The organism is Micromonospora sp. NPDC049559, assembly GCF_040676675.1.
Classification (GTDB): Bacteria; Actinomycetota; Actinomycetes; order Mycobacteriales; family Micromonosporaceae; genus JBFAPK01.
This window is the reverse complement of sequence record NZ_JBFAPK010000010.1, coordinates 137,888-160,649: the sequence shown is the minus strand read 5'-3', so window position 1 is coordinate 160,649 and position 22,762 is coordinate 137,888. Positions and strand designations below refer to the sequence as shown.

Genomic DNA, 22,762 nt, shown 5'->3' with positions numbered 1-22,762 from the left:
CGCCGGCGTGTCGGGCGGGGGCGCGGTCGGTCGCGGCGGACCGCGCGCGAAAGCGGCGCCTACAGGAGCTCGACGTACCCGTCGCTGCCGTGCACGCGGATCCGCTGCCCGTCGCGGATCAGCCGGGTGGCGTCCAGCACGCTGACGACAGCCGGCAGGCCGTACTCCCGGGCGATCACCGCGCCGTGGGTCATCAATCCCCCGACCTCCGTCACCAGGCCCGCGACGGCGACGAAGAGGGGCGTCCAGCTCGGGTCCGTGTGGGTCGTGACGAGGATGTCACCCGGTTCGAGCTCGGCCTGGGCCAGGTCCAGGATGACGCGGGCGCGCCCCTCGACGGTCCCGGCCGAGACCGGCAGGCCGACCAGGGCGCCGGCCGGCACGTCGTCGCGCCGGTACGACCCGGCGATGGCCTCGCCGTCCGAGGTCAGCACCCGGGGCGGCGTGAGCGCCTGGTACGACCGGAACTCCTCCCGGCGCCGCCGGATCAGCCCGTCGTCCACCTGGTTCGCGCGCACGGCGTCGTGGAACTCCTGGAAGGTGAGGTAGAAGACGTCCTCCTGCTCGCGGAGCACGCCGGCCCGGACGAGACGCTCGGCCTCTTCGAGCAGGGCCTGCTTGTAGACGAAGTAGCGGCTGATGATGCCGTACTTCGGGTACTCCCGGTACCCGATGAAGGTCCGGACCCGGTCGATCATCCGCTTGGTCTCGTCGGCCTTCTGCTCCCCGTCCGGCAGCGCGCGGAGGCGCGTCAGCACCTCCTGCGCCTTCTGTTCCGCCTCCTGCCGTCCCTGCTCGAAGCGCCGCTTGGCCGCGCCCGGCTCGAAGAGCCTGATGTTGTCGAGGATCAGGGGCACGAGCGTGCTGGGGCGTTCGCGCCAACGCGGCCTCGTGATGTCGATCTCGCCGACGCAGCGCATGCCGTACCGGTCGAGGTACGCCTCGATGGCGTCGCGCGCCTCGGCCCCGCCCGCGAACTTCGGCAGCTCGTCCAGGAAGTCCTCGTCCTGGACGCCCCGCAGGAACGCCACCACCTCCGGGTACGGGCGGATCACGTCAGCGACGTCGAGCAGCGCCAGTCCCATCTCCGAGGTGACGTTGCCGGGGGCGGAGAGCGTGAGCGTGTCGGCCGCGTTCTTCTCCCCCAGCCACTCCCACAGCCGGTCGTTGAGCCACCAGGTGGCCTCCATCCCCGCCATGATCGCCTGCATGCTCAGCGGATCGCTGAGGACCCGCTTGTGCTCGTCGAATGCCTCCAGCAGGAAGTCGAACAGCGCCGACCCGGACTTCGTCGCGATGTCCCGCCGCAGGGTGGCCAGCGACGCCTGGCTGCGCTCGACCAGCTCGGTGACGATGGCCGGATCGGTCTCGATCGGGGTGGGCCCACCGCCGCCCAGCAGAGCGGGACCGCCGGGACCGCCGTCCGGCAGCGACGGGACGAAGTCGCCGCGGTCGAGCACGGTCTCCAGGGCATCCCTCATCAGCGGCTCGGATCTCCCCACCATCTCCAGGAAGCCGGTGCGGGTCGCGGGCGCGGCCAGGTGCCGGGTGACGTCGACGAACAGCCTTCCGCCGGCCTCGTGCATCGACGCTATGGCCGTCAGCTGCCACATGGAGACCCCGAGGGGCTTCATGGGGTCGGTCATCATCTGTTGATGGCCGACGGAGAGGTAGACGTGGTTCTCCGCGTCGCGGGCCGCCGGGATCGGGAACAGGGTGGTGATCGGCCGGCTCTGCACGATCTGGAAGTCGCCGTCGACCAGGCACCATTCGACGTCCTGCGGGCGGCCGAAGTGCTCCTCGATCCGCCGGCCGAGCCGTACGAGCCGTACGACCTGCGCCTCCGTCAGCGCCGGCTGCTCCTGCCGCTGCGGGTCGACCGCCACCTCCCGGGTACCGCCGGCCGGCAGGGCGTGGATGGCCAGCTTCTTGGCGGTGACCGTGGCGGCGACGACCTCGCCGTCGCGCACCTTGAAGACGTCCGGGTTCACCAGGCCGGAGACCAGGGCCTCACCGAGGCCGAAGCTGGCGTCCACGGTGGCGACCTTCCGGTTGCCCGTGACGGGGTCGGCCGTGAACAGGATGCCGGCCGCGTCCGGGAGGACCATCCGCTGCACGACCACGGCCATCTGGACCGAACGGTGGTCGATGCCGTTGCGCTGGCGGTAGATGACGGCCCGCTCGGTGAAGAGCGAGGCCCAGCACCGGCTGACGTGCCGGAGGACCGCCGCCGCCCCCACGACGTTCAGGTACGTGTCCTGCTGGCCGGCGAAGGAGGCCGTCGGCAGGTCCTCCGCCGTCGCGCTGGAGCGTACGGCGTAGGCGGCCTCCTCGCCGAGCCGCGCGAGCGCGCCGGTGATCGCCGCCGCGAGATCGTCCGGGACGGTGATCTCTTCGATGGCCTGGCGGATCTCCGCGCTGAGCGCGCGGACCGCCTCCCGGTCGTCCGGGTTCAGGCGCGACAGCCGGTCCAGTCGACCGTCGATCGACGGCGCCGCCGCCATGACCCGCCGGAAGGCGTCCGTCGTCACGCAGAAGCCGGCCGGTACGCGGATATCGTCGATCCGCGACAGCTCCCCCAGGTGCGCGCCCTTGCCGCCAACGGCCGCGACCCGCGTCCCGTCGACCGCGTCGAGATCCAACACGTACTGCTCGGTCATCGACAACACACCCACGTCGTGCCCCCCACTTTCTCGTCGGTGCTGAGTCCGGCCGCCGATTCTGCGGTAGGACCCGGGTCTTGCCGCAAGCCCCCCGGTGCGGTATACGTTAGAAGTGGCAGGGAGTGTCTTCTCCTTGCCTTTTCTTTTTGTCCCCGGCGCAGGACGAGATCCTCGACCGTCCGGAGCATGCCGGGCGGAAGCCGGGCCGGGCCGCTTCGCGCTCCACCGTCGGCGCCGTTCCGGGACGAGCGCCCCGCGGCGGATGCGCGCACATGAGCATGGCCTCCCGGGGTACGACCTCGGCGGCTGGCGCGCTCGGGCAGGCCGGCAACCCGGGTCGGTTGCCAGCCTGGAGCCGGCGGGCTGCCGCTATCCTGAGTTCAGGGCCAGCGCGCCGAGTACGGGGATCTCGTGTCAGCTCAGATGCCGGGCGAAGAACCGCAGCGAGCTGTCCACCTCGAACGACGGCACATCTCCGTGTTTACCGGGGTTGGCGTGCAGCGTCTTCTCAGCCGAAGCCAGGGCGTCGAACAGCGCCAAGCTCTGGTCCCGCGGCACCAACTGGTCGTCCCACTGGACCAGGAACTGCACCGGCGCGGTGATACGCCCGGCGTCCTCGGCCAGCCCGTGCACGCCGAGCAGGCCCAGCACCGCCGCCCGGATCCGGGGTTCCGCGGCGACGAGCGGGATACCGAGCCCGCAGCCCATCGACATGCCGCAGTAGCCCACCGGGCCGACGCCGACCTGGTCGAGGCGCTGGACCGCGGTCAGGACCGCTTGCCAGTCGGCGACGGCCTGCGGGGCCAGATAGCTGTGCATGCCGGCGACAAGCGAGCCCGGATTCTCACCGGCGGCCATCCCGGCCCGCATCTCGGCCGCGATCCGGCCGAACTCGTCGCCCTTGGGCCGGTCGCCGTGGTTGGGCGCGTCGATCGCGACGACCGCGAAACCCTCGGCGGCGTAGCGGCGCGCCCGGGACACGATACCGGGGGCCGTCTTGTGTTGCCCGCCGCCGTGGCCCAGCAGAATCAGGGGACGAGTACCGCGGGCGCCTTCCGGCGTCCACAGCACGCCGGGGATCTCGTCGAGGGTGAAGGGCTGTTCGGTGACGCCGTCCGACGACGTATGGGAGCTGAAGCGCATCGGCGTTTCAAGCCTTTCGTAGAGCCTTGTGCGAGCGCTCCCTAGGCCATGCAAAGGAGGGAGCCCCGACTGGTCGCAGCGTTGATCGGGCTCACCTCCTCGAATGTGCGGTGGTGCACGGCGACGCGGACGATAGCACAAAGATCATCACCCGTATCGCACCAGGGCGAACGTTGCCTGATGCGACACTGGCGATCTCCGCGCAGCAGGCCGGTCAGCTCGTCCACGACGGCACGGAACGGGTCGGCCGAGGCCCCCGCCCGCGCTCATCGGCGGCGCGCGGTGACGATCCAGGCGCGGGAGTCGAACCAGACGCCCCCGTCGGTCGTACGCGCGGCGAGCGCGTCCCGCAGTCGCGCGAGGGCGCGAGCCGCGGCGGCGGGATCGAGACGCTCCAGGAGGTTCTTCGTCACCGCGAAGCGGCCGATCCAGTCGAGGGCCGCGGTGGGGTCCGGGCCGTAGTAGACGGGCTGGCCGACGTCGGTGAGGACGATGTCGGCGAACCCCGCGGCCCGCAGGACCGCCGCCACGGTCGCCGGGTCGGCGAGCGAGAACGCGTCCGGCCCGTCGCCCGCGACCACCGCCGGCCCGCCGGGCTCCGCCAGCGCTTCGCGGATGACGACGTCCCACTCGTTGCGCTCGGCGGCCTGCCAGACCAGCATGACCAGGCGTCCGGCCGGACGCAGCGCGCGTCCGATGTTGCCGAAGGCGGCGACCGGGTCGTCGAAGAACATCGTGCCGAACCGGCTGATCGCGAGGTCGAACCGACCCTGGGCGAACGGGTGTGCCTGCGCGTCGGCGCGCTCGAAGGTGACGTTGCCCAGCCCCTCGGCCAGGGCGAGGCCGCGGGCGCGCTCGATGGCGGGCGCCGACACGTCGACCCCGAGCGCGCTGCCGGCCCGGGCCAGGCGCGCCGCCGTACGGGTCGTCCGGCCGGCGCCGCAGCCGACGTCGAGGACGCGGTCGTGGGGTTGGACCGCCCAGGCGCGGCGCAGCACCGGGTCGTACCTGGTCAGCTCGGCGTCGTAGTCGACGGGGCCGGCGGTCACGCGCCGGCCTCGCGTACCGTGCCTGCCGGGGCCGGCGGCGGGGCATCGAGCCGGGTCGCGGTGAGACCCCAGGTGGCGTACGGCAGCGTGACGGAGCCGCCCAGCTCGTCGGCCGCCGCGCCCACGGCCGCCAGCACCTCCGCCACCGGCTCCGGCGGCAGGCTGCTGAGACCGCCCGAGGTCGCCACCAGATCCAGCAGCTCGTCCCGGGTGTACGAGCGCTCCCAGTCGTACCGCCACAGCTCGGGCTCGCCGAAGCCGCCCGCGGCGCGGATGCCGTCTGCGGCCCTGGCGTACAGCGCCCGGTATCCGTCCAGGATCGAGCCCTCCGGCCGCCCGCCGAGGTTGATCGGCGAGTCGGGGGCCACCCGACGGTACGCCGCGGCCAGCGCGTCGGTCACGGCGGGCGGAGGCTGGTACACGTGCCCGAACGGTGCCAGCACGCCGCCCGGACGCAGGATCCGGGCCGCCTTCGCCGCGCCCGCGACCGGGTCCACCCAGTGCCAGGCGGTACCGGAGACGACCGCGTCGAAGGTACGTCCGGCCGGCTCCCATGCCTCGAAGGTCGCCACCTCGACGTCGAGGCCGGACTCCCGCGCGAAGTCGGCCATGCGCGGGTCGGCCTCGACGCCGAGCACCGCGCAGCCGGCGGCCACGAACTGGCGGGCCTCGATGCCGGTGCCGCAGCCGACGTCGAGAAAGTCGACGCCGGGGCTGGCGGCCACGATCCGCTGGATCATGGCTTCCGGGTACGAGGGCCGGTTCCGGTCGTACCGCCCGGGGTCGATCCCGAACGACTCGGCCATGCGCCGGTGCAGGTGCGGTTCCGGCGACGGCGAGGACGAGGACGAGGACGATATAGTGGGCATGCGCCCACCCTAGTGGGCAGGCGCCCACTAACGCAATCGCGCCGAGTAACGCGACGGCGCCGACAGTGAGGGAAGGGGTGCGCGTTGCCGACCGGCGTCGCACTGCGAGACCCGCGCCGACAGCTCTTCGACGCGGCCGTACGGGTGCTGGCCCGGGACGGCGTCACCGGGCTGACCAGCCGGGCGGTCACCACGGAGGCCGACGTCGCCAAGGGCGTCCTGCACCGGCACTTCGCCGACTTCGACGCCTTCCTCGCCGAGCTGGTGCTGGACTGCATCGCCCAGGTCGAGGCACAGGCCGCCGCCCTACGCGACGCGGCCGGGACCGGCACCGTCGCCGACAACCTGACCGGCGCTTTGATCAACCTCCTCGATCCGGTCATGGTGTCGATCGTGACCCTCGTCATCGCCCGCGACGAGCTGCGCCGGCGGCTGCGTGCGGCCGGCACCGCCCGGTTCCCGCTCGCCGGCGAGGGCGCCGCCATGATCGCCTCGTACCTGGCGGCCGAACGGGACCGGGGCCGGATCGACGCCGACGCCGACCTCGACACGCTCGCGGGCACCCTGATCGGGGCCGCGCACCTGCTCTTCACCGAGCGGAAGGAGAGCCCGCCGGAGGCCGCGGCCGTACGCAAGGTCGTGACCACCGTCATGGCCGGGGCGATGCGACAGCCCTGACCCCCGCATGCGGCGAGACGTGGGCGGGCAGCGGTCGCCACCGCGTCAGCTCCCGCTCCCCCGGCCCGGCTCAGGCCCGCGTGGCGCGCCGCCTGGTTCGCCAACCCGGGCCGGGTCAGCGGGCAGCCGAATCGGAGAGCCGGCCCAGTTCGAGGGCGGCGACCCGGCGCACGTTCTGGTCGGGGTCGTCGGCATACCGCTGGAGGATCTCGGGGGCCGCGGCCGGTACGAGGTGGCGTGCCGTGACCGCGACCCGTTGCCGCACCACCGGATCCGGGTCGTCCGCCAGTCCGGCGACGAGCGGCGCCCAGCGCGACGGCTCGCCTCCGGCGCTCACGAGCCCGCTGAGGGTGGCCGCCCGGACCACCGCCTCGCCGTCCCGCGCCAGCCTCCCGAGCTGGCCCGGTACGCGGGGATCCGATTCAGCCGCCCTCCCGAGCGCCCTGGCGGCCAGGACCCGCGACCGCGGATCCTCGTCGGCGGCGAGGTTCAGCAGCGCGTCGACGGCGGCCGGCCCGCCGACCGAGCCGAGGGCCTCCACCGCACGCTCGCGGACGTCCCGGTCAGGATCGTGACGTAGCCGTAGCAGGGCCGGGGTCGCCTCCTCGGCACCCAGCCGGCCGAGTGCGTACGAGACCATGGACCGTACCCGGGCCGCCTCGTCATCGGCCAGGGCGACGAGCGGCGCGACGGCGTCGGGGCGGCCGGTGGAGCCGAGCCTGCTGATCGCCGACACCCGCACCCGATCGTCCGGGTCGCGCAACGCCTGAACGAGCACACGAAATGCCCGCGCGTCCTCGACGGGATCGGGGATCGAGCCGATCGCCAGGGACCGGACCTCCGGGTCGGTGTCGGTCGCCGCGGCGGCCAGCAGCCCGACATCCCCCGTCTCCGCCACGAATCCGAGCGCCCACAATCCGGCCCGGCGCAGTTCGGGCGATTCGCTCGCGACGAACTGGAGCACCGTACGCCGGGCGGACGCCTGGTCCCTGCGCAGCAGATCGATGATTTCGCCGCTCAAGCTGTCCTGGTCGTCGCCGAGGTCGCGGGCCGAGGCGCGCAGCAACGCCGGGAGCGCCGCCGTACCCTCGATGCCGGCGAGGATGCCGGCGATCAGGTCGCGGCCGTAGAAATTCTCCTCGTCCAGGAACCGATCGAGCGCCTCGTGCAGGCGGGGCACCAGGGTGGTGTCCCCGCAGGACGCCAGCGCCGCGAGGGTCGGTGCGATGTCGTCGTAGTCGTCCTCCAACTCGACGGCGTGCCGGATGACGGCCGCCAGCGCCCCGACGCTGTCGATCATCAGGCCACCATGCCACACCGCTGCCGGTTGCGGCTCGGCGGCATTCGTCTGCTGGCCCACCACGGACGTCGTGCCCCGCCGTCCGGCCGGACGGCGGGGCACCTGCGCCTACCGCTGGGGGGTGATGGTGGCGAAGGGGAGGCGGAGCCGCAGTTGCCCGGCGATGGGGGCGTTGTGCTGCCGGATCTCCCGTAGCTCCTGGTCGCTGAGGGCGCGGCCGTAGACGCGGAACTCGTCGAGGCCGCCGTGGAACGTGTTGTTCAACCCGTCGACGCGCCGACCGAGGTAGACGCTGTGGATGCCGAACTCCTTGCCGGTGGTCACCGAGCCGCGCGGAGCGGCCAGGTCGGCGACGGTGGCGCCGTCGATGAGGACCGTGACCCGGGTCGCCGTCCGTCGCATGGCGACGTGGTGCCAGAGCCCGTCGTTGTACGCGCCCGCGATGGTGATGTTCGCGTCGCCCTGGCCGGTACCGACCACGCCCCGGATGCGGTTGCTCGCCGGTTCGGCCCGCAGCCAGATCTGCGCGGCGCCGGTACCCACCTGGTAGAACCACCAGAGCACGATGCTGCCGGTGGTCTCCCGGTAGCGGAACCAGGTCATGACGGTGAACGGGTCGTCCGCCAGGTCGACGGCCGAGCCGAAGGGCACCTCGACGTGGTCGTCGACGCCGTCGAGCGCGAGCCCTCGGCCGTACCGCCCCTCGCCCAGGGTCGCGCCGCCGCGCACGTAGGCGGTGTTGTCGTAGCGTGGCGAGGCGTCCGGGGTCGTCGGTCCGGGCGGCGGTGGCGGCGGCAGGCTCGGCGGCGAACCGTTCGGCGTGTCGAGGTACGCCTCGTTGAACCTGACGAACTGGATCACCTCGTAGAGGGCGGCCACGCCACCCTCGTACAGGACTCCGGCCACGGGGCCCGCGACCGGATCGTCCTCGATCTTGACCAGGTCGGAGTAGCCGCCCGGGCCCCAGCTGATGACCTTGCCCTCCTGCCAGCTCTCCCAGGTCCGGGCCTCGTCGTACGAGGAGCGGATGGTCAGGGCCTCGCGCTTGCCGGGGTTGGCGGGTCCGGAGAAGAGGATGCGGTCGCGCGCGTCACCCTCGTCGGTGGCGGTGAGGCGCAGCAGCGCTCCCTGCACGACCGGCATGGTCAGCTCCGGCACCATCTGGAACGGCGCGTCGTAGCTCTCGCCGCCGTCACTGGAGATCGCGTACGCCCTCGTGCCCTCGGCCGTGCCGCCCTCCCGCACGTTGACGTAGATCCGCCCGTCGGTCAGCTCCACCAGGGTCGACTCGTTGACGAAGATGTCGGCGGCGGCGCCACCCGCGCTGGCGCCGAGGTGCCAGGTCTCCCCGCCGTCGTCGCTGTAGCCGAGGTGGACGCCGGCCACGGGCTGCCCGTCCGGCCCGGGAGACTCGTGGTTCGCGCTCATCACCAACCGCCCGGCGTGCGGGCCGCGCCTGAGCTGGATGGCGTGGACCGGGCCGGTGGCGTACCAGGAGGTCCACTCCGGCCGCATCAGCTCGGCCATCTCCCGCGGCGCGCTCCAGGTCGCGCCGTCGTCGTCGCTGACCTGTAGGAACGGGTCCCGGCCACCGCTTCCGGTGCCCGGGTTGTGGGTCGTGAACAACACGATCCGGCCGGTCCGCTCGTCCACGATGGGCATCGGGTTGCCGTGCGTCTCGCCGTTGCCGCGCGACACGACCTGCAACGGACCCCAGGTACGGCCGCCGTCGTGGGACCGCTTCAGCACCAGGTCGATGTCGCCCCGGTCGTCGCAGTTGTTGATCCGGCCCTCGGCGAACGCCAGCAGGTCGCCGTTGGTGGCCTTCACGATCGCCGGGATGCGGAAGCAGAAGTATCCGTCCGTGTTCGCCGTGTAGACCGCCCGTTCCTCGTGGTACGGCTCGGCGGCGTGGGCGGCGCCGCTGGTGATCAGGGCGGCGGCCAGCGCCGCCACCACCACTGTGGACAACAGTCGGCGGCGCCCTGGGCCGCGTGCCTGTCTCGTCATCGGATGCGCTACCTCCACTGGTCACCGCAGGGGCGGATCGGGTCGATCGGCGGTGGAGTTCGAATTGCCGGACATCCTATGTCCGGCGTTCGAGCGGTCACAAGTCCTCGTACCGGCCGGGCGCCGTACGACGGGAGGAAGCGCATGCCAGCGGTGTGGCGTACGGCGAACCACCGCCGAGACCACCCACGGGGCGCCCGCATCGCGGCGGCGTGACGGGGCAGGACGTCCCATGTCATGGGCGGAACGACCATGCCCCTCGGGCACGGGAGCGCGGGGGAACCGCATGGGCAGTAGGCTCCGCGCGTGGATGAATCCACCCAGTCTGTCCTCGACGCCGCCGGGCTGACCGGCCGGAAGGCCCTCGCCCTGGACGCCGCCGGTGCGGGCACGGCACTGGTCGTCGACGTCTCCCGGGACGAGATGCTCGACAGGTGGGCCGCCGCGCGGGACGCGGTCCACCGGACCGGCCGCTGGCCGGTGCTGTGCCAGCGCACCGAGGCACACGACGGGGAAATCTTCTCGCGGTTCTACTTCGAGGAGGGCGCGGACGGCGCCGACAGCGGCCCGGCGGCCGTACTGGCCCGGGCCGAGACGATCGACGTGGACGCCCGGATGGCCGACCTGCTCCGCGGTCAGCTCGGCAACGACGACGCCGAGCGGACCGTCGAACGACACCGGTCGCGCACCCTCGCCGACTACGGCGACGCCCCACCCGCCGCTCGGATCCGGGCGGCCGTCGGCGGCGACGAGCCCGCCCCGATCGCCGTGGAGCGGCACCTGTTCGAGTGGGAACGCACCCACGAGCCCGTGCACGAGCCCGACGCCGGCGTCCAGGACTGGTTCGGGCGGGAGGACGACCCGGCGCTCGTACTGCTGCCGGTCGCGCGACCGTGGGCGGTCTACGCGTACGTCCACACCCTCTACGACGCCTGCTGGTACGGCCACGACCTGCTCGTCGCGGCCGCCCGCCGCTGGTACGAACGCTACGGCGCGGAGCCGGTGGCCGCGCTGGAGGTGACGAGCTGGCTGCGGGTCACCCGCCCGCCCGGCAGCCCGGACGACGCCTGGCGACTCGCCGTCGAGCACCACGCGGTCGCCGAGAGCACCTTCGTCACCCCCGACGTGGCGCTGCGCCAGCACGCCCGCCTGCTGCCCCACCGGAACCGGTGGGTCCTGTTCTCCCGACCGTGAGCCGCAGGGGTTGGCCTCGGCGGGGCCGGGTGGCCGGTGGTGGATCTGGCGCCCGCCGCCGGCAGCGGCTCGCTAGCCTTTCCGGGTGATCGACGATCTCCCTGTGTTCGAGTTCGCCTTCCCCGGTCCGCTGCGCGACCGGCTGGTGGCGGCCGTCCTCGACGGGACGAAGACCTCCACCACCGGCCTGCTCCAGGACTACGAGATCGACGGCGAGCCGCTGCCGGTCGTGGGGGCTCGCGCGGCCGTCGTCGACTCCGCCGGCCGAAGGGTCGCGGTGATCGAGGTGACCGAGGTACGGGTCAGCCGGCTCGGCGACGTCGACCTCGACCACGCCCGCGACGAGGGTGAGGGGCACGACTCGGTCGCCGCCTGGCGGGCCGGGCACGAGGAGTACTGGCACGGGACCGACTACCGGGGCTGGCTGGGCGACCCGGGCTTCACCGTGGACGACGACACGCCCGTCGTGCTGGAGCGGTTCCGCCTCGTCGCGGCGCTCTGACCCACGCGCGGCCGGTGGGATCGGCACCCGAAGGGCTCACGGGCCTCAGCGGCCGGCGGTTCAGCGGGCGCCGGCGTACTCCGCGCGGCCGGCGGTTCAGCGGGCGGCGAGCACGTTCTCCCGCGCCGCACGGGCGCGCTGCTCGTCGTACGGCCGGCCCAGCTCACGGGCCAGCGCGATGGTCCGGTCGAGCAGCGCCAGCGCCTCGTCCGGGCGACCCGCCACGCGGCACGTCTCCGCGTAGGTGTGCAGAAAGTCGATCTCCATCTGCACCTCGGCCAGCGGTTCCAACAGCTCGAAGGCCCGCCGGTGGTGTTCGAGCGCCTCCTCCGGCGCACCCGTGATCCGCAGCGCGACGCCGAGGTAGTTGTGGCTCCACGCCTGGTTGTGTCGCAGGTTGTTCTCCTCGGAGAGCCGCAACGCGTCGCGCAACGCGCGCAGCGACTCGGCCGGGTCGTCGGGCGCCAGCGCGACACCGAGGGTGACCAGCCCGGTGATCTGCGCGGGCCCCTCCGCGAGGGCGACGGACGCCCGGGCGAGTTCCACGGCCTCACCGCGCCGCCCGAGGTGGAGGGTCACCCACCCGTCGAAGGCCAACGCCTGGGACCGCCCGGCGCGGCTGTCGAGCCGCTCGAACAGCTCGCGTGCCCGCCGGAAGTACGCCCGGGCCGCTTCGAGGTCGCCGAGATCGCGACGGACGAAGCCGGTACGCAGCGCCAGCGCGGCGGCGGTCTCGTCGTCCGGTTCCGACCGCTCGGCCAGCTCGTAGGCGGCGAGCGCGTCGGTGAGGCGCCCGGCGGCGGCCCGGGCGTAGCCCAGCTCCGCGAGCAGCGAGGCCCGCTGCCGGTGGCGGCCGAGCCGTGCCGCGGCCGCAGCGGCGGCCTCCAGCATGCGGGCCTGGTCGTCGGTGCCGCGGTGCCGGAAGAACCAGACCCGCATGGCCTGCGGCAGCTCGGCCACGACCTCGTCCAGGCCGAGCCGCGCGGCGGCGTCGAAGGCGGCCACCAGGTTGACGTATTCGAGGTCGAACCAGGCCATGGCCTTCGCCGGATCGCCCGGCGCGGGTTGCCTGCGCTGGGGCGAGGGCAGGGTCCGGTCGTGGGCGACGGCCTGCGCCAGATAGTGCCCCAGGACCCGACGCAGGGCTGCTTCGGCCTGCGGTTCCTCGTCGGCCGCGAGGTCCGCCGCGTACTGCCGGATCAGGTCGTGCATCCGGTACCGCCCGGGCGAGGACTCCTCGACCAGGTGCGCGTCGACCAGCTCCTCCAGTGCCGCGTCGAGCCGATCGGCCGGCAGGTCGGTGAGGGCGCCCGCCACCGCCGCGTCGAAGTCGGCGCCCGGTAGCACGCCGAGCAGCCGGAACACCCGCCGCTGGACCGTGTCGAGCTGTTGCAACGACATGCCGAACACCGAGTCGAAGCGGCCGGGGGTGGCCCGCAACCGCTCGGCCAGCACCGCCACCGTCCAGCCCGGGCGGTGGCGCAGCCGCGCGCCCGCCATCCGCAGTGCGAGCGGAAGCCCACCGCACTGCCGCAGCACCTGGCCGACCGCCTCCTCTTCGCTGGTCGGCAGCCCGGCCGCCCGGCCGAACAGCCGCGCCGCGTCGTCGTCGGTCAGCGGCTCCAGGGACACCGGCGGCACCCCGTCGAGGCTGACCAGGCGCAGGCGGCTGGTGACCACGACCGCGGACTTCCCCGCGCCGGGGAGCAGCGGACGCACCTGCTCCGCGTCGACCGCGTTGTCGAGCACGACGAGAACCCGTCGCCGGGACAGCTCCGACCGCCAGAGCGCCGCGCGTTCGGCGGTGCCGGCCGGCGGGTGCGGGACGTCCAACGCGCCCAGCAGCCGGCCCAGCGCGGCGTACGGCTCCAGCGGCTCCTGGCCGGGGGTGAAGCCGCACAGATCGAGGTAGAGCCCGCCGTCGGGATACGCCGGGGCGAGCCGGTGGGCCACGTGCACGGCCAGGCTGGTCTTGCCCACGCCCGCCATGCCGTCGACCGTGACCGCGCCGGCGCTGCGCAGCAGCTCCTCGACCAGCGCGGACTCCGCCTCCCGGCCGGTGAAGTCGAACAGGTCCGCCGGCAGGTCGTTGCGGCGCGGGGCGGGCGCCGCGCCGGCCTTGGCCGCCTCGGCCCAGACCGGACGCAGCGGCCGTGGGTCGCGCGACACGGCCCGGCACAGCGCCACCACGGCCTCCCACGGCGGTACGAGCCGACCGCTCAGGTATCGGGAGAGGGACGAGCTGCTGAGATCCGCCTGGCGGGCGAGGCCGCGCAGGCTGAGCCCGCTCAGCTCCTTGATCTGGGCGAGCTGGGCCACCAGTCGCTCCTGGGGGCTGGACACCGCAACACCGTACCGGTCGCGTCCCGCGCCACGACACCGGATCGGCGCCGCGTTTGCGCTGGTCAGTCGCGGTCCACCTGTCCCACGGTGTCCCACGGGCCGCGCCGGGTCCGGCGCGCCGATGATCGGATGACTCCCGTCAGCGACACCCACGACGAAGGAGAAAGCGATGGCGACCGAGCGGATGCCGAACCCGGCGACCCTGATCCCCGAGGCGATGGAGGCCCTGATGGCGCTCAACGGCGCCGTGGGGAACGCCGGGGTGGACGGCAGGCTGCTGGCGCTGAGCCACCTGCGCGCCAGCCAGATCAACGGCTGCGGCCCGTGCGTGGCCGGCGGCGCCCACCAGGCCCGCCGGCACGGCGCGACCGACGACCAGTTGCACGCCGTCGCGGCGTGGCGGGAAACGCCCTGGTTCGGCGGCGAGGAGCGGGCCGCGCTGGCCCTCACCGAGGCCGTGACCCGGCTCGCCGACCGGGCGGACCCGGTACCGGACCGGGTGTGGGACGTGGCCGCCACCCACTTCGACCAGCGGGAACTGGCCGCGCTGCTGCTCAACATCGCGCTCACCAACGCCTACAACCGGCTCAACGCGCCGACCCGCCAGCAGGCGGGCGCCTGGTGACCCGTCCCCGACCATGACCGACGACGTCGATCACGGCTGAACCGCCGACGGCGTCCATCTCGACCCCGGCCAAACCGGCCGATACCGCCCAAACCAGAACTAATACCGATAGGAAGATAGTCATGCCGACCACGAAGAAGAACACCACCGCCGAGGGCGAGAAGTACGACGGTTTCACCGACGAGGAGCGCGCCGCGATGAAGGAGCGCGCCAAGGAGCTGAAGACGCGCGCCCGGCGGAGCGCCAAGGCCGACACGGAGAGCGAGGTGCTCGCGAAGATCGCCGAGATGTCGCCGTCCGACCGCGCGCTCGCCGAACGACTGCACGCCCTGATCAGGGCGAACGCGCCGGAGCTGACCCCGAAGCTGTGGTACGGCATGCCCGCGTACGCCCGCGACGGCAAGGTGCTCTGCTTCTTCCAGAGCGCCGCGAAGTTCAAGACCCGGTACGCGACGCTCGGCTTCAGCGACGAGGCGAACCTCGACGACGGCGCCATGTGGCCGACCACTTTCGCCCTGACCGAGCTGACCGCCGAGAGCGAGGCGCGGATCGGCGCGCTCGTGCGGCGGGCGGTGGGCTGAGGCGACAGGACACGGCCCAGGCCCGGGACGCCCGGGATCCCGTCCGACGCCGCCGGGGTTGCCTACCCGGCGGCGTCGGACCACCTGATCCGCAGGGGCTGGCCGACGAAGTGCCCGTACGGCTCGAAGGCCGCCGCCACCCGTACCCGGTCGCCGGCGCCGAGCGGCACCAGCGGGCGTACGTCGATCGTGGTCTCCCGGCGGCCCGTGGTCCGCTTCCACGTCCCGACGACCCGGCCGTCGCGGACCACCGTCGACTGGAACACGCCGTTGCCGCCCGGGATGATCGCCTGCTTGTGCTCCTCGGCGACCATCAGCGACCGGTCCTTGAACCCGAGCAGGTACTCGTCGAAGCCGGGCAGGACGAGGACCTCGTCCCCGTACGAGCCGGCCGCGCCCGGGTCGTACGCGTCGAGCAGCGCCGGGCTGGCGAACATCTCCCGGCCGTCGACCCGTACCGACACCAGCTCGTCGCCGGCGACCTCGATGCCCCGCTTCGCGTCGGCCGCGGTCAGGCCGGTCCAGCCGGCGAAGTCCTGGCGGGTGGTCGGCCCGTGGCTGCGGAAGTAGCGGACCGCCATGATCCCCAACGCCTCGTCGCGCTCCGGCCGGTGCGGATCCGGCACCCACTCGTCGAGCAGCACGAACGTCTGCTCCTTGCCGATGTTCGGGGCGACGCAGGTGACGCCGAGCTGGCTGGCGTACCAGAGCAGGTGGTAGCCGCGCTGCCCGGCCGGCTCGATCCCGGCCTCGGCGAGCGCGGCCACGCACTGCGAGCGGGTGAGCCGCCCGCCGCCCGCGAGCGCGGCCGCGAGCACGTCGACCGCGCGGTTGGCGGTGGCCTCGTCCAGCCCGAGCGTGGCCCGCCGGGCGGCGGCGCCGGCCAGTACGCGCGGCCCCATCAGGTCGAGCATCCAGCGCGCGTCGCGGGGTGGCACGAGATGCACCGTGCTCCGCATCGGCCAGGTCCGCAGCGCCTCTCGGCGCTCCAACGCGGCGTGCACGTCGTCCCAGGTGCGTCCGGGCAGGCGGCAGCCGAGCGACCACATGCCGCTGGCGAGGTCCTGCGACTGCATGGCGCCGAACCAGGTGACCACCCCGGTCACGTCGTCCGGGCGCGCGTCCGGCCGGGCGCCCGGGTGCGGCTGGGCCCCCGGGTGCGGCGTCGCGCCGGGCCGCAGCAACAGGCTGGTCATGCGCAGGCCGAGCACGTCGGCCGGGGTCAGTTCCACCGCTGTCCTCCCTGCGGACGCCGGCCCCGGTGCCGCGCCTCCGCGCCCGCGAGTATCGCCGCCCGGTACGACGTTCTCCCGGCCCCTACCTCGACCGCGCCCCGACCTCGCGCCGGCGGGTTCCGTCCCGTCACGCTAACGCCTGGTGTCGGCGGCGGGGACCAGGGCCGGCGGCACCGCCCCGTCCAGGGCGGCGAGGGCGGTACGGCACAGGCGCAGCAGTTCCTCGTCGTCGCGTACCTGCCCGGTGCTGTAGCCGCCCTCCCGGGCGTTGTGCCGGCGCGCCCGGGCCAGCTCGGCCGTGAGCGCGTCGCGGGCGCCGGCGGCGGCCGGTCCCAGCTCCGCCCAGAGCGCGGCGACGTCGCGGCGGGTGTGCGGGTTGAGCCGCCAGACCCGGTCCAGCACCGGCAGCACCGGCTCCGGGTCGCGGGTGACCCGCCACAGCGCCCGCGCGGCGCCCAGCGGCAGCCAGCCGTGCGAATCCCTGCGGCGGGTCAGCTGCCGCAGCCGGCCGGCCCGGGCCCGGGCCGCCGGACCGACCTCGGCGAGCAGGTCGGTCGCCTCCCGGACGGCGAAGTCGTCGCCGCCCAGGTAGCGGTTCGCGACGTCGAGGGCCGCGTCGCGGTCGGCCGCGAGCCGCCACAGCGCGGCCCCGGCGGCCAGCGCGGTCCGCCGGTCGTCCGAGGCGAGCGCCGTACGCAGCACCGGCCGGCACGCGTCGAGGTCGGCCCCGGTCGCGGCGAGCGCCCGCAGCACGGCCGGGGTGGTCGGCAGGGCGAGCAGCTCGGGCAGCGCGGCGGCGGCGTCCGGGCCGATCCGGGCGAGCGCCGTCACGAGGCTGTCGCGGCGGTCGTCGCCGCCCTCGGCGGGCGGCAGGTCCACCAGCCGGCGACGCAGCAGCGGCACGAGCGGCGCCGCGCGCGGACCGAAGCCGGCCAGCAGGTAGCCCACGTCGCGGGGCATCTCGTCCCGGTCGAGCGCCCAGCCCAGCATCGGCAGCGCCCGCGGGTCGCCCGTACCGGCGAGCGCGCGCAGCGCCGGACCGACCGTCGGCAGTCCGCTGCCCCATTCGCGCACCCAGGAGAGGCGATCGTCCGTCGTGGAGGGTCGCGTTGCCCGCTCGGCCTCGGCGAGCGCGGCCGCCAGGGCGTCGGCGGCGGGCGCCGCGAGCGGCCCCAGGTGCTCCAGCACCTGTACGGCGCGCTGGCGCAGCCCCGGGTCGCCGTCGCCGAGCCGCGCCCCGACCAGCGCGATCAGCTCGTCGTACCGGCCGCGCCAACCGTCGACGAGGTTGCCGGCCGGGTAGAGCGCGTCGCGCCGGCGCTCCGGATCCGGGGCGGCCAGCAGGGCCGTGAGCAGCCGGGTGCGCTCGTCGACCCGGTCGCCGTAGGAGTCGCTGACGGCACGGACCAGGTCCTCGGCCGGCGCCACGCCCACCTGCCCCACCCCGGGCGTGGCCGTCTCGTAGACGACGCCGAGCAGTTCCAGCGCGTCGCCGACGGCGACGGGCGGCAGCGCGGCACCGGCAGCGGCGCCGGCAGCGGCGCCAGCGGGCAGCGCGGCACCGGCAGCGGCGCCGGCCGGCAGCGCGGTGAGTTCGGCGAGCGCCACCAGCCGCAGCCGCGGGTCCGGATCGCCGGAGACCAGCTCGGCGAGCCAGCGCCGGACCTCGGCGGTGCTCTCGCCGCGACCGGCGAGGGCGGCGGTGACCCGTACGGTCGCGCCCCGCACCCCCGGGTCGTCCTCGGCGGCGAAGCGGTCGAGCAGGTGGGCGAGCACCTGCGCGGCGCGGTCCACGCAGGCCGGCAGGAGCCGCACGACCGCCTCCCGCAGCCGTGGGTCCGGGTCGGCCAGCAGTCGCTCCCAGAGCGGGTACGCCGCGGCGACCGCCTCGTTCGCCTCCCGGTAGCGCCCGGTCAGGCCGGTCGGGTCCTCGGCGTAGCCGATGCTCGCCAGCAGCCGCACCACCTCGGGCCGCCCCGGCAGCTCCGAACGCGCCGCGATGCGCAGCAGGAACGGGATCGCCGCGACCGTGCAGGTGTAGACGTCGCCCTGGTGGTGTACGCCGCCGTACATCGCGCCCAGGGCCGCCTCGCGTACCGCCGGGTCGGGGTCGACCAGGCCGCGCAGCAGTCCCGGCAGCTCGGTGGCGGGTCCGTACGCGTGGCGCATGCGGCCCCAGCGGACCTGGTCGAGACCGGCGAAGGGGTCGGGTGCGTCCGTCATGCCGGGCATGCTGCCAGAGCGGTCCGACGAGAACGGGGTCGTGGTGCAATACCCCGGCGGCGGAGGACGATCGGGGAACGGGCGGGGGAGCCACGGCATGCGCGTCGAACTGGACGACCTCTGGTCGCTGGAGCTACCGGGCGAGTGGTCCCCGCCGCGACGGCGGTCCGGGAGCCGTGGCGGGCCGGCGTCGCGCGACGACGCGCCGGACGGTCGACTGTGGACGGCGCCGGGCCGGAGTCTGCTGGTCACGGCCGTGCGGGACGCCTGGCGCTGCGCGAGTGAGCTGGAGATCCTGGCGGACCTGGACGGGCGGTTGCCGCCGGACCCGACCGGAAGGATCGGCGAGGGCGGCGGCAACGGGGTCGGATTCCGCGCGGCCTGGTGGTACCGGCATCCGCCCGGCGGCCAGCCGCGGTACGCGCTGCACGGCTACAGCTTCGTCGCCGGCGAGTACCTGGAGACCCTCTTCCGGGGCGCGGACGGCGACGACTCGGCCTGGGCGTTCGACGCGTGGCGGTCGGTGCGCCACGGCCGGTCGTAGGGCCGTCCGGTCAGTCCGCCTCCGGCGCCAGGTGTTCCTGCGCCCAGCGGGAGATCTCGTGCAGGGCCGGGAGGAGCGCCCGCCCGCGCGGGGTCAGCTCGTAGTAGACCGCCACCGGCGGGCCGGGCTCGACCTGGCGGGTGACGAGCCCCAGCTCGGTCAGCTCGGCGAGCCGGTCGGAGAGCACGGAGTCGCTGACCCCGTTGATCGCCCGGGACAGCTCCCGGAACCCCGCCGGCCCGTCGCTGAGGCTGCCGAGCACCACCCCCGACCAGCGCTTGCCCAGGATCGCGAAGGCCCGGGCCAGCGCGGCGTCCCCACGCAGGCAGAAGTCTTCCTCCGCCGAGCTGGAGGGGGTCGTGGTCACGGGCCAATAGTAGCCACGCCGGGGTAACTCCTCGCACCGAAGCAGCTTCGGTGCCCGAATCGCCGCCCGCCGTCCGGCGATCTGCCCGTAATGCCGCATTACCGGCGCGTCTGGGAGGGGCGTCCGCTCTCCGGCAGACCCGCTCGCCGGCAGACCCGCTCGCCGGCAGACCCGCTCGCCGGACCGGGCCCGCCTCACAGCGGGTCGTCGCGGCCCAGCTCCCAGAAGGCGACCGCGGCGGCCGCCGCCACGTTCAGCGAGTCGACCCCGCGGCGCATCGGCAGCACCACCCGTACGTCGCTGGCCGCCTGCGCCGCCGGGGTCAGGCCGGGGCCCTCGGCCCCGAGCAGCAGCGCGGCCCGCTCCCGCTGCGCCGGGGTCAGCCGCTGCATCGGTACGGCGTCCGGGGCGGGCGTCATCGCGAGCACCGTGAATCCGGCCGCCCGCACCTGCTCCAGGCCGCCCGGCCAGCGGTCGAACTTCGCGTACGGGATGGCGAAGACCTCGCCCATGCTGACCCGTACGCTGCGCCGGTAGAGCGGGTCGGCGCAGGTCGGCGACAGCAGCACCGCGTCGACGCCGAGCGCGGCGGCGCCTCGGAAAACCGCACCGAGGTTGGTGTGGTTGTTCACGTCCTCCAGGATCGCCACCCGCCGCGCGGTCGCCAGCACCGTCGCCGGTTCGGGCAGCTCCTTGCGATGGAACGAGGCGAGCACGCCCCGGTGCACGTGGAAGCCGGTGGCGGCCTGCAACACCTCCGGCGCGGCGGCGTAGACCGGCGCCTCCCCCGTGTCCAGGTCCTCGATCTGGTCGACCCGTTTCGCGTCGACCAGGAACGAGCGCGGCCGGTAGCCCGCCCGCAGCGCCCGCCGCAGCACCAGCTCCCCCTCGGCGATGAAGAGACCGTGCGGCGGCTCCCACCGGGTACGCAGCTCGACGTCGGTCAGCGCGCGGTAGTCGGCGATCCGCTCGTCGCCCGGTTCGGTGATCTCTTCGACGCCCACGCCGCCGATTCTGCCTCGCGGCCGGGACCGGCCGGCGACCGCTGTCCCCCGCCGGTCCCGGCCGCACCGGCGGCGTGGGCCGGGTCGATCGCGACGGGCGCGTGGGCCGGGTCGATCGCGACGAGCAGCACCTCGGCCCGCTCGGTGCGCTCGTACAGCACGCTGTGCCCGTCCTGCCGGCGGCGCAGCAGTCCCGCCGCGTGCAGGCGGCCGAGATGGTACGAGACGGTCGCCGGGCTGAGCCGGTGCCGGGTGGCCAGCTCCGTGGTCGAGCGGGGCAGGGCCAGGTCGGCGAGCAGCTCGGCCCGGCGTGGCCCGAGCATCTTCGCCCCGTACGGCGACGGGCGCGGGCCGGCCCACACCTGTCCCCGCCCCCGGGCCGGGTACCCGACCAGCACCCCGGACGGGTTGCCGAGCCAGACCGCGACCCGGGGCAGGAAGACCGACGGGATCAGGACCAGCCCGGTGGCGTCCTCCCGACTCACCTCGTACGGCAGCCCCAGGGTCAGCCGCCGCCCGTCCCAGCGCAGCCTCGGGTGGATGCCGCTCACGATCTCGCCGAGCCCCACCTGGCTGGCGAGCGCGGCCCGGTGCCGGACGTCCTCGTCGAGCAGCCGCCGCAGCACCGGCCACGAGTCGGCCAGCGCCCGCTCCCAGCACCGACCCAGCTGTTCGGCGAGGGCCCCGGCCAGGGCCGCCTCGCCCCCGGCCAGCGCCTCGGCGACCTCGGCGGGCGGCGCGGGCCGGGGATCGGCGGCGGCGGGCGGCGCGCCCGGGTCGGCGGGCCCGGACGCCGGTGCCCGGGCGCCGGTGACCGGGGCGGGCGCGGCGTGCGGCAGTGGCCCCGGTGGCGGCGGGCCGATCCGGAACGCCGCCCGCAGCTGGTCGCGCACCACCTCGGGCGGCGTGGCCGCGACCGCCGCCAGCTCGTCGGCGAGCGTCGGCTCGTACGTGGCCGGCACCGGAACCAGGAAGTCCGGCACGTACCAGGTCGCCCGCTCCACGACCGCGAGCAGCAGGCCCAGGTCGTCCCGGCGCAGCCGGCGCCGCGTCCGCTCGACCCAGCCCCGGGCGTACGGGGCCCGGCCGGGGTGGGCCAGCACCTCGAGCCCGCAGGTCAGCTCCGCCAGCCGGGAGAGCGCGAACCGCGAGCGGACCAGCCCGTTCGCGTCCAGGGCGATGCTGATCACGGCCCGGCCTCCCCCGTGCGCGCGTACCCGCCGGCGGGGTCTCCCGGGGCCCGTGCCCCGGCGGGCGGCACATTCGAAGTCCCTCGAATCCCTCGTCGGCTCCGGACCACCGTTGATCGACTGGGCCGGGTCCGGGCCGCGCACGGCGCACCGCCCGGGCCGTGAAACGCCAAGGAGGAGAGAGCATGCGGGACCACGTACACCATCAAATCGGACGACGGACGTTTCTGCTAGGCGCGGCGGCCGTCGGGGTCGCGGCCGGCGCGGCCACGGGCGCCGGCACCGCGGCGGCCGGCGCGCCGGCCCGGCCCCGCCGCCCCTCCGAGCTGGTCCGCTCGGTCGGCCGGCTGGAGGTACTGGCGCTGTACGACGCCACCGGTCCGTTCTTCGTCACCCGGGGGGAGGCCTTCCCCGAGGCGTCCGCCGACGACTGGGCGCGAGCGGCTTGGCGGGACCCGGCCGCGTTCGGACCCGACGGCACCTGGAACCTGGACTTCCGCTGCTACGCGATCCGCCGCCCCGGCGGCCGGGTGGTGCTCGTCGACACCGGCGTCGGCCCGGCCGGCAGCCCGGCGTCGGGCTGGGCGCCGGTCCCCGGCCGGCTCCCGGAAGAGCTGGCCGCGGCCGGGATCGACCCGTCCGACGTCGACACGGTGGTCCTCACGCACATCCACAGCGACCACATCGGCTGGTCGGTGAGCCCGGACGGGGTGCCGACCTTCCCGCACGCCCGGTACGTGGTGCAGCGCACCGAGCTGGCCGCGGTGGAGGCGGGCGGGAACGAGGCGGCGATGAGCTGGACGGTCGAGCCGCTGCGGCGTACCGGCCAGCTGCACGCGGTCGACGGCCGGTACGCGCTCGTCGGCGACGGAGGGCTGGCCGGGCGGGCCGGCGAGCGGATCACCCTGGTGCCCACGCCCGGGCACACCCCGGGCCACCAGTCGGTGCTGGTCGAGGGCGACCACCGGCGGATCCTGGTCACCGGCGACGTGCTGGTACACGCGGTGCAGCTAATCAACCCGGCGGTCGGCTACGTCTACGAGGATGACCAGGAGGCCGCCCGGCAGACCCGGCGGCGGGTGCTGACCGACGCCGCCGAGCACCGTGCCCTGCTCGCCACGAACCACCTGCGGCAGCCCTTCGTCACCGCCTGCTGACGAACCACCCGCGGGCGGGGGCGTGCCCGTGCTCGGGCGCGCCCTCGCCCGTACCATCGGCGGTCCCCCGCCCCGGGATGTCACC

General features: G+C 74.6%; 19 protein-coding genes. 7 read left to right on the top strand and 12 right to left on the bottom strand.

What is annotated here, in order from left to right:
* Positions 1–59: 59 nt before the first annotated feature.
* The 4 genes from rph to AB0J86_RS14495 form a co-directional block, all read right to left on the bottom strand.
* Entirely contained in the window at positions 60–2,660 is a 2,601-nt protein-coding gene (gene rph / locus AB0J86_RS14510; RefSeq protein ID WP_363857068.1) for a rifamycin-inactivating phosphotransferase, read from the bottom strand.
* 417 nt (positions 2,661–3,077) lie between these two features.
* On the bottom strand, positions 3,078–3,806 hold the full coding sequence (locus AB0J86_RS14505) for a dienelactone hydrolase family protein (RefSeq protein WP_363857066.1): 729 nt from the start codon (positions 3,804–3,806) through the stop codon (positions 3,078–3,080).
* A 266-nt stretch (positions 3,807–4,072) separates the two neighbouring features.
* Positions 4,073–4,855 carry a class I SAM-dependent methyltransferase gene (locus tag AB0J86_RS14500; RefSeq protein ID WP_363857064.1) on the bottom strand — a complete coding sequence of 261 codons (783 nt, stop codon included), beginning with the start codon at positions 4,853–4,855 and terminating at the stop codon, positions 4,073–4,075.
* A complete protein-coding gene (locus AB0J86_RS14495) occupies positions 4,852–5,724 on the bottom strand; it encodes a class I SAM-dependent methyltransferase (protein WP_363857063.1) in 873 nt (290 codons plus the stop codon). The genes AB0J86_RS14500 and AB0J86_RS14495 overlap by 4 nt, the downstream gene beginning before the upstream one ends.
* Positions 5,725–5,808: 84 nt before the next feature.
* Between AB0J86_RS14495 and AB0J86_RS14490 the strand changes: the two genes are divergently transcribed.
* Positions 5,809–6,402, top strand: coding sequence for a TetR family transcriptional regulator (locus AB0J86_RS14490; protein ID WP_363857061.1), 594 nt, complete (start codon positions 5,809–5,811; stop codon positions 6,400–6,402).
* 115 nt (positions 6,403–6,517) lie between these two features.
* On the opposite strand, the gene AB0J86_RS14485 is transcribed toward AB0J86_RS14490, so the two are convergent.
* Both AB0J86_RS14485 and AB0J86_RS14480 read right to left on the bottom strand, forming a co-directional pair.
* Positions 6,518–7,702, bottom strand: a complete 1,185-nt coding sequence (locus AB0J86_RS14485) for a HEAT repeat domain-containing protein (RefSeq protein WP_363857060.1) — start codon at positions 7,700–7,702, stop codon at positions 6,518–6,520.
* Positions 7,703–7,810: 108 nt separating this feature from the next.
* Positions 7,811–9,664 (bottom strand): sialidase family protein, encoded by a 1,854-nt coding sequence (locus AB0J86_RS14480; protein ID WP_363857144.1) that lies wholly within the window; start codon positions 9,662–9,664, stop codon positions 7,811–7,813.
* A 354-nt stretch (positions 9,665–10,018) separates the two neighbouring features.
* Here AB0J86_RS14480 and AB0J86_RS14475 point away from each other — a divergent pair, with 354 nt between their 5' ends.
* Complete coding sequence (locus AB0J86_RS14475) at positions 10,019–10,906, top strand: DUF4253 domain-containing protein (RefSeq protein WP_363857058.1); 888 nt, start codon at positions 10,019–10,021, stop codon at positions 10,904–10,906.
* Between the two features lie 85 nt (positions 10,907–10,991).
* A complete protein-coding gene (locus AB0J86_RS14470) occupies positions 10,992–11,408 on the top strand; it encodes an ASCH domain-containing protein (RefSeq protein WP_363857056.1) in 417 nt (138 codons plus the stop codon).
* A gap of 96 nt (positions 11,409–11,504) precedes the next feature.
* Here AB0J86_RS14470 and AB0J86_RS14465 read toward each other — a convergent pair whose 3' ends face one another.
* Positions 11,505–13,751: an NB-ARC domain-containing protein gene (locus tag AB0J86_RS14465; protein WP_363857054.1), complete on the bottom strand. Its 2,247-nt coding sequence runs from the start codon at positions 13,749–13,751 to the stop codon at positions 11,505–11,507.
* A gap of 169 nt (positions 13,752–13,920) precedes the next feature.
* On the opposite strand from AB0J86_RS14465, the gene AB0J86_RS14460 reads away from it, so the two are divergent.
* Positions 13,921–14,376, top strand: coding sequence for a carboxymuconolactone decarboxylase family protein (locus AB0J86_RS14460; RefSeq protein WP_363857052.1), 456 nt, complete (start codon positions 13,921–13,923; stop codon positions 14,374–14,376).
* A 122-nt stretch (positions 14,377–14,498) separates the two neighbouring features.
* Entirely contained in the window at positions 14,499–14,957 is a 459-nt protein-coding gene (locus AB0J86_RS14455) for a DUF1801 domain-containing protein (protein ID WP_363857050.1), read from the top strand.
* Positions 14,958–15,019: 62 nt separating this feature from the next.
* On the opposite strand, the gene AB0J86_RS14450 is transcribed toward AB0J86_RS14455, so the two are convergent.
* Positions 15,020–16,189, bottom strand: a complete 1,170-nt coding sequence (locus AB0J86_RS14450) for a winged helix DNA-binding domain-containing protein (protein ID WP_363857048.1) — start codon at positions 16,187–16,189, stop codon at positions 15,020–15,022.
* Between the two features lie 135 nt (positions 16,190–16,324).
* A complete protein-coding gene (locus AB0J86_RS14445; protein WP_363857046.1) occupies positions 16,325–18,415 on the bottom strand; it encodes a hypothetical protein in 2,091 nt (696 codons plus the stop codon).
* A gap of 97 nt (positions 18,416–18,512) precedes the next feature.
* On the opposite strand from AB0J86_RS14445, the gene AB0J86_RS14440 reads away from it, so the two are divergent.
* Positions 18,513–18,959, top strand: a complete 447-nt coding sequence (locus AB0J86_RS14440; protein ID WP_363857044.1) for a hypothetical protein — start codon at positions 18,513–18,515, stop codon at positions 18,957–18,959.
* Positions 18,960–18,969: 10 nt separating this feature from the next.
* On the opposite strand, the gene AB0J86_RS14435 is transcribed toward AB0J86_RS14440, so the two are convergent.
* The 3 genes from AB0J86_RS14435 to AB0J86_RS14425 form a co-directional block, all read right to left on the bottom strand.
* Complete coding sequence (locus tag AB0J86_RS14435) at positions 18,970–19,326, bottom strand: helix-turn-helix domain-containing protein (protein ID WP_363857042.1); 357 nt, start codon at positions 19,324–19,326, stop codon at positions 18,970–18,972.
* 194 nt (positions 19,327–19,520) lie between these two features.
* Complete coding sequence (locus AB0J86_RS14430; protein WP_363857040.1) at positions 19,521–20,330, bottom strand: RNA methyltransferase; 810 nt, start codon at positions 20,328–20,330, stop codon at positions 19,521–19,523.
* Positions 20,270–21,520 carry a winged helix-turn-helix domain-containing protein gene (locus AB0J86_RS14425; RefSeq protein WP_363857038.1) on the bottom strand — a complete coding sequence of 417 codons (1,251 nt, stop codon included), beginning with the start codon at positions 21,518–21,520 and terminating at the stop codon, positions 20,270–20,272. Before AB0J86_RS14425 ends, AB0J86_RS14430 begins: the two co-directional genes overlap by 61 nt.
* Positions 21,521–21,705: 185 nt before the next feature.
* Between AB0J86_RS14425 and AB0J86_RS14420 the strand changes: the two genes are divergently transcribed.
* Positions 21,706–22,677 (top strand): MBL fold metallo-hydrolase, encoded by a 972-nt coding sequence (locus AB0J86_RS14420; protein WP_363857036.1) that lies wholly within the window; start codon positions 21,706–21,708, stop codon positions 22,675–22,677.
* Positions 22,678–22,762 lie beyond the last annotated feature (85 nt).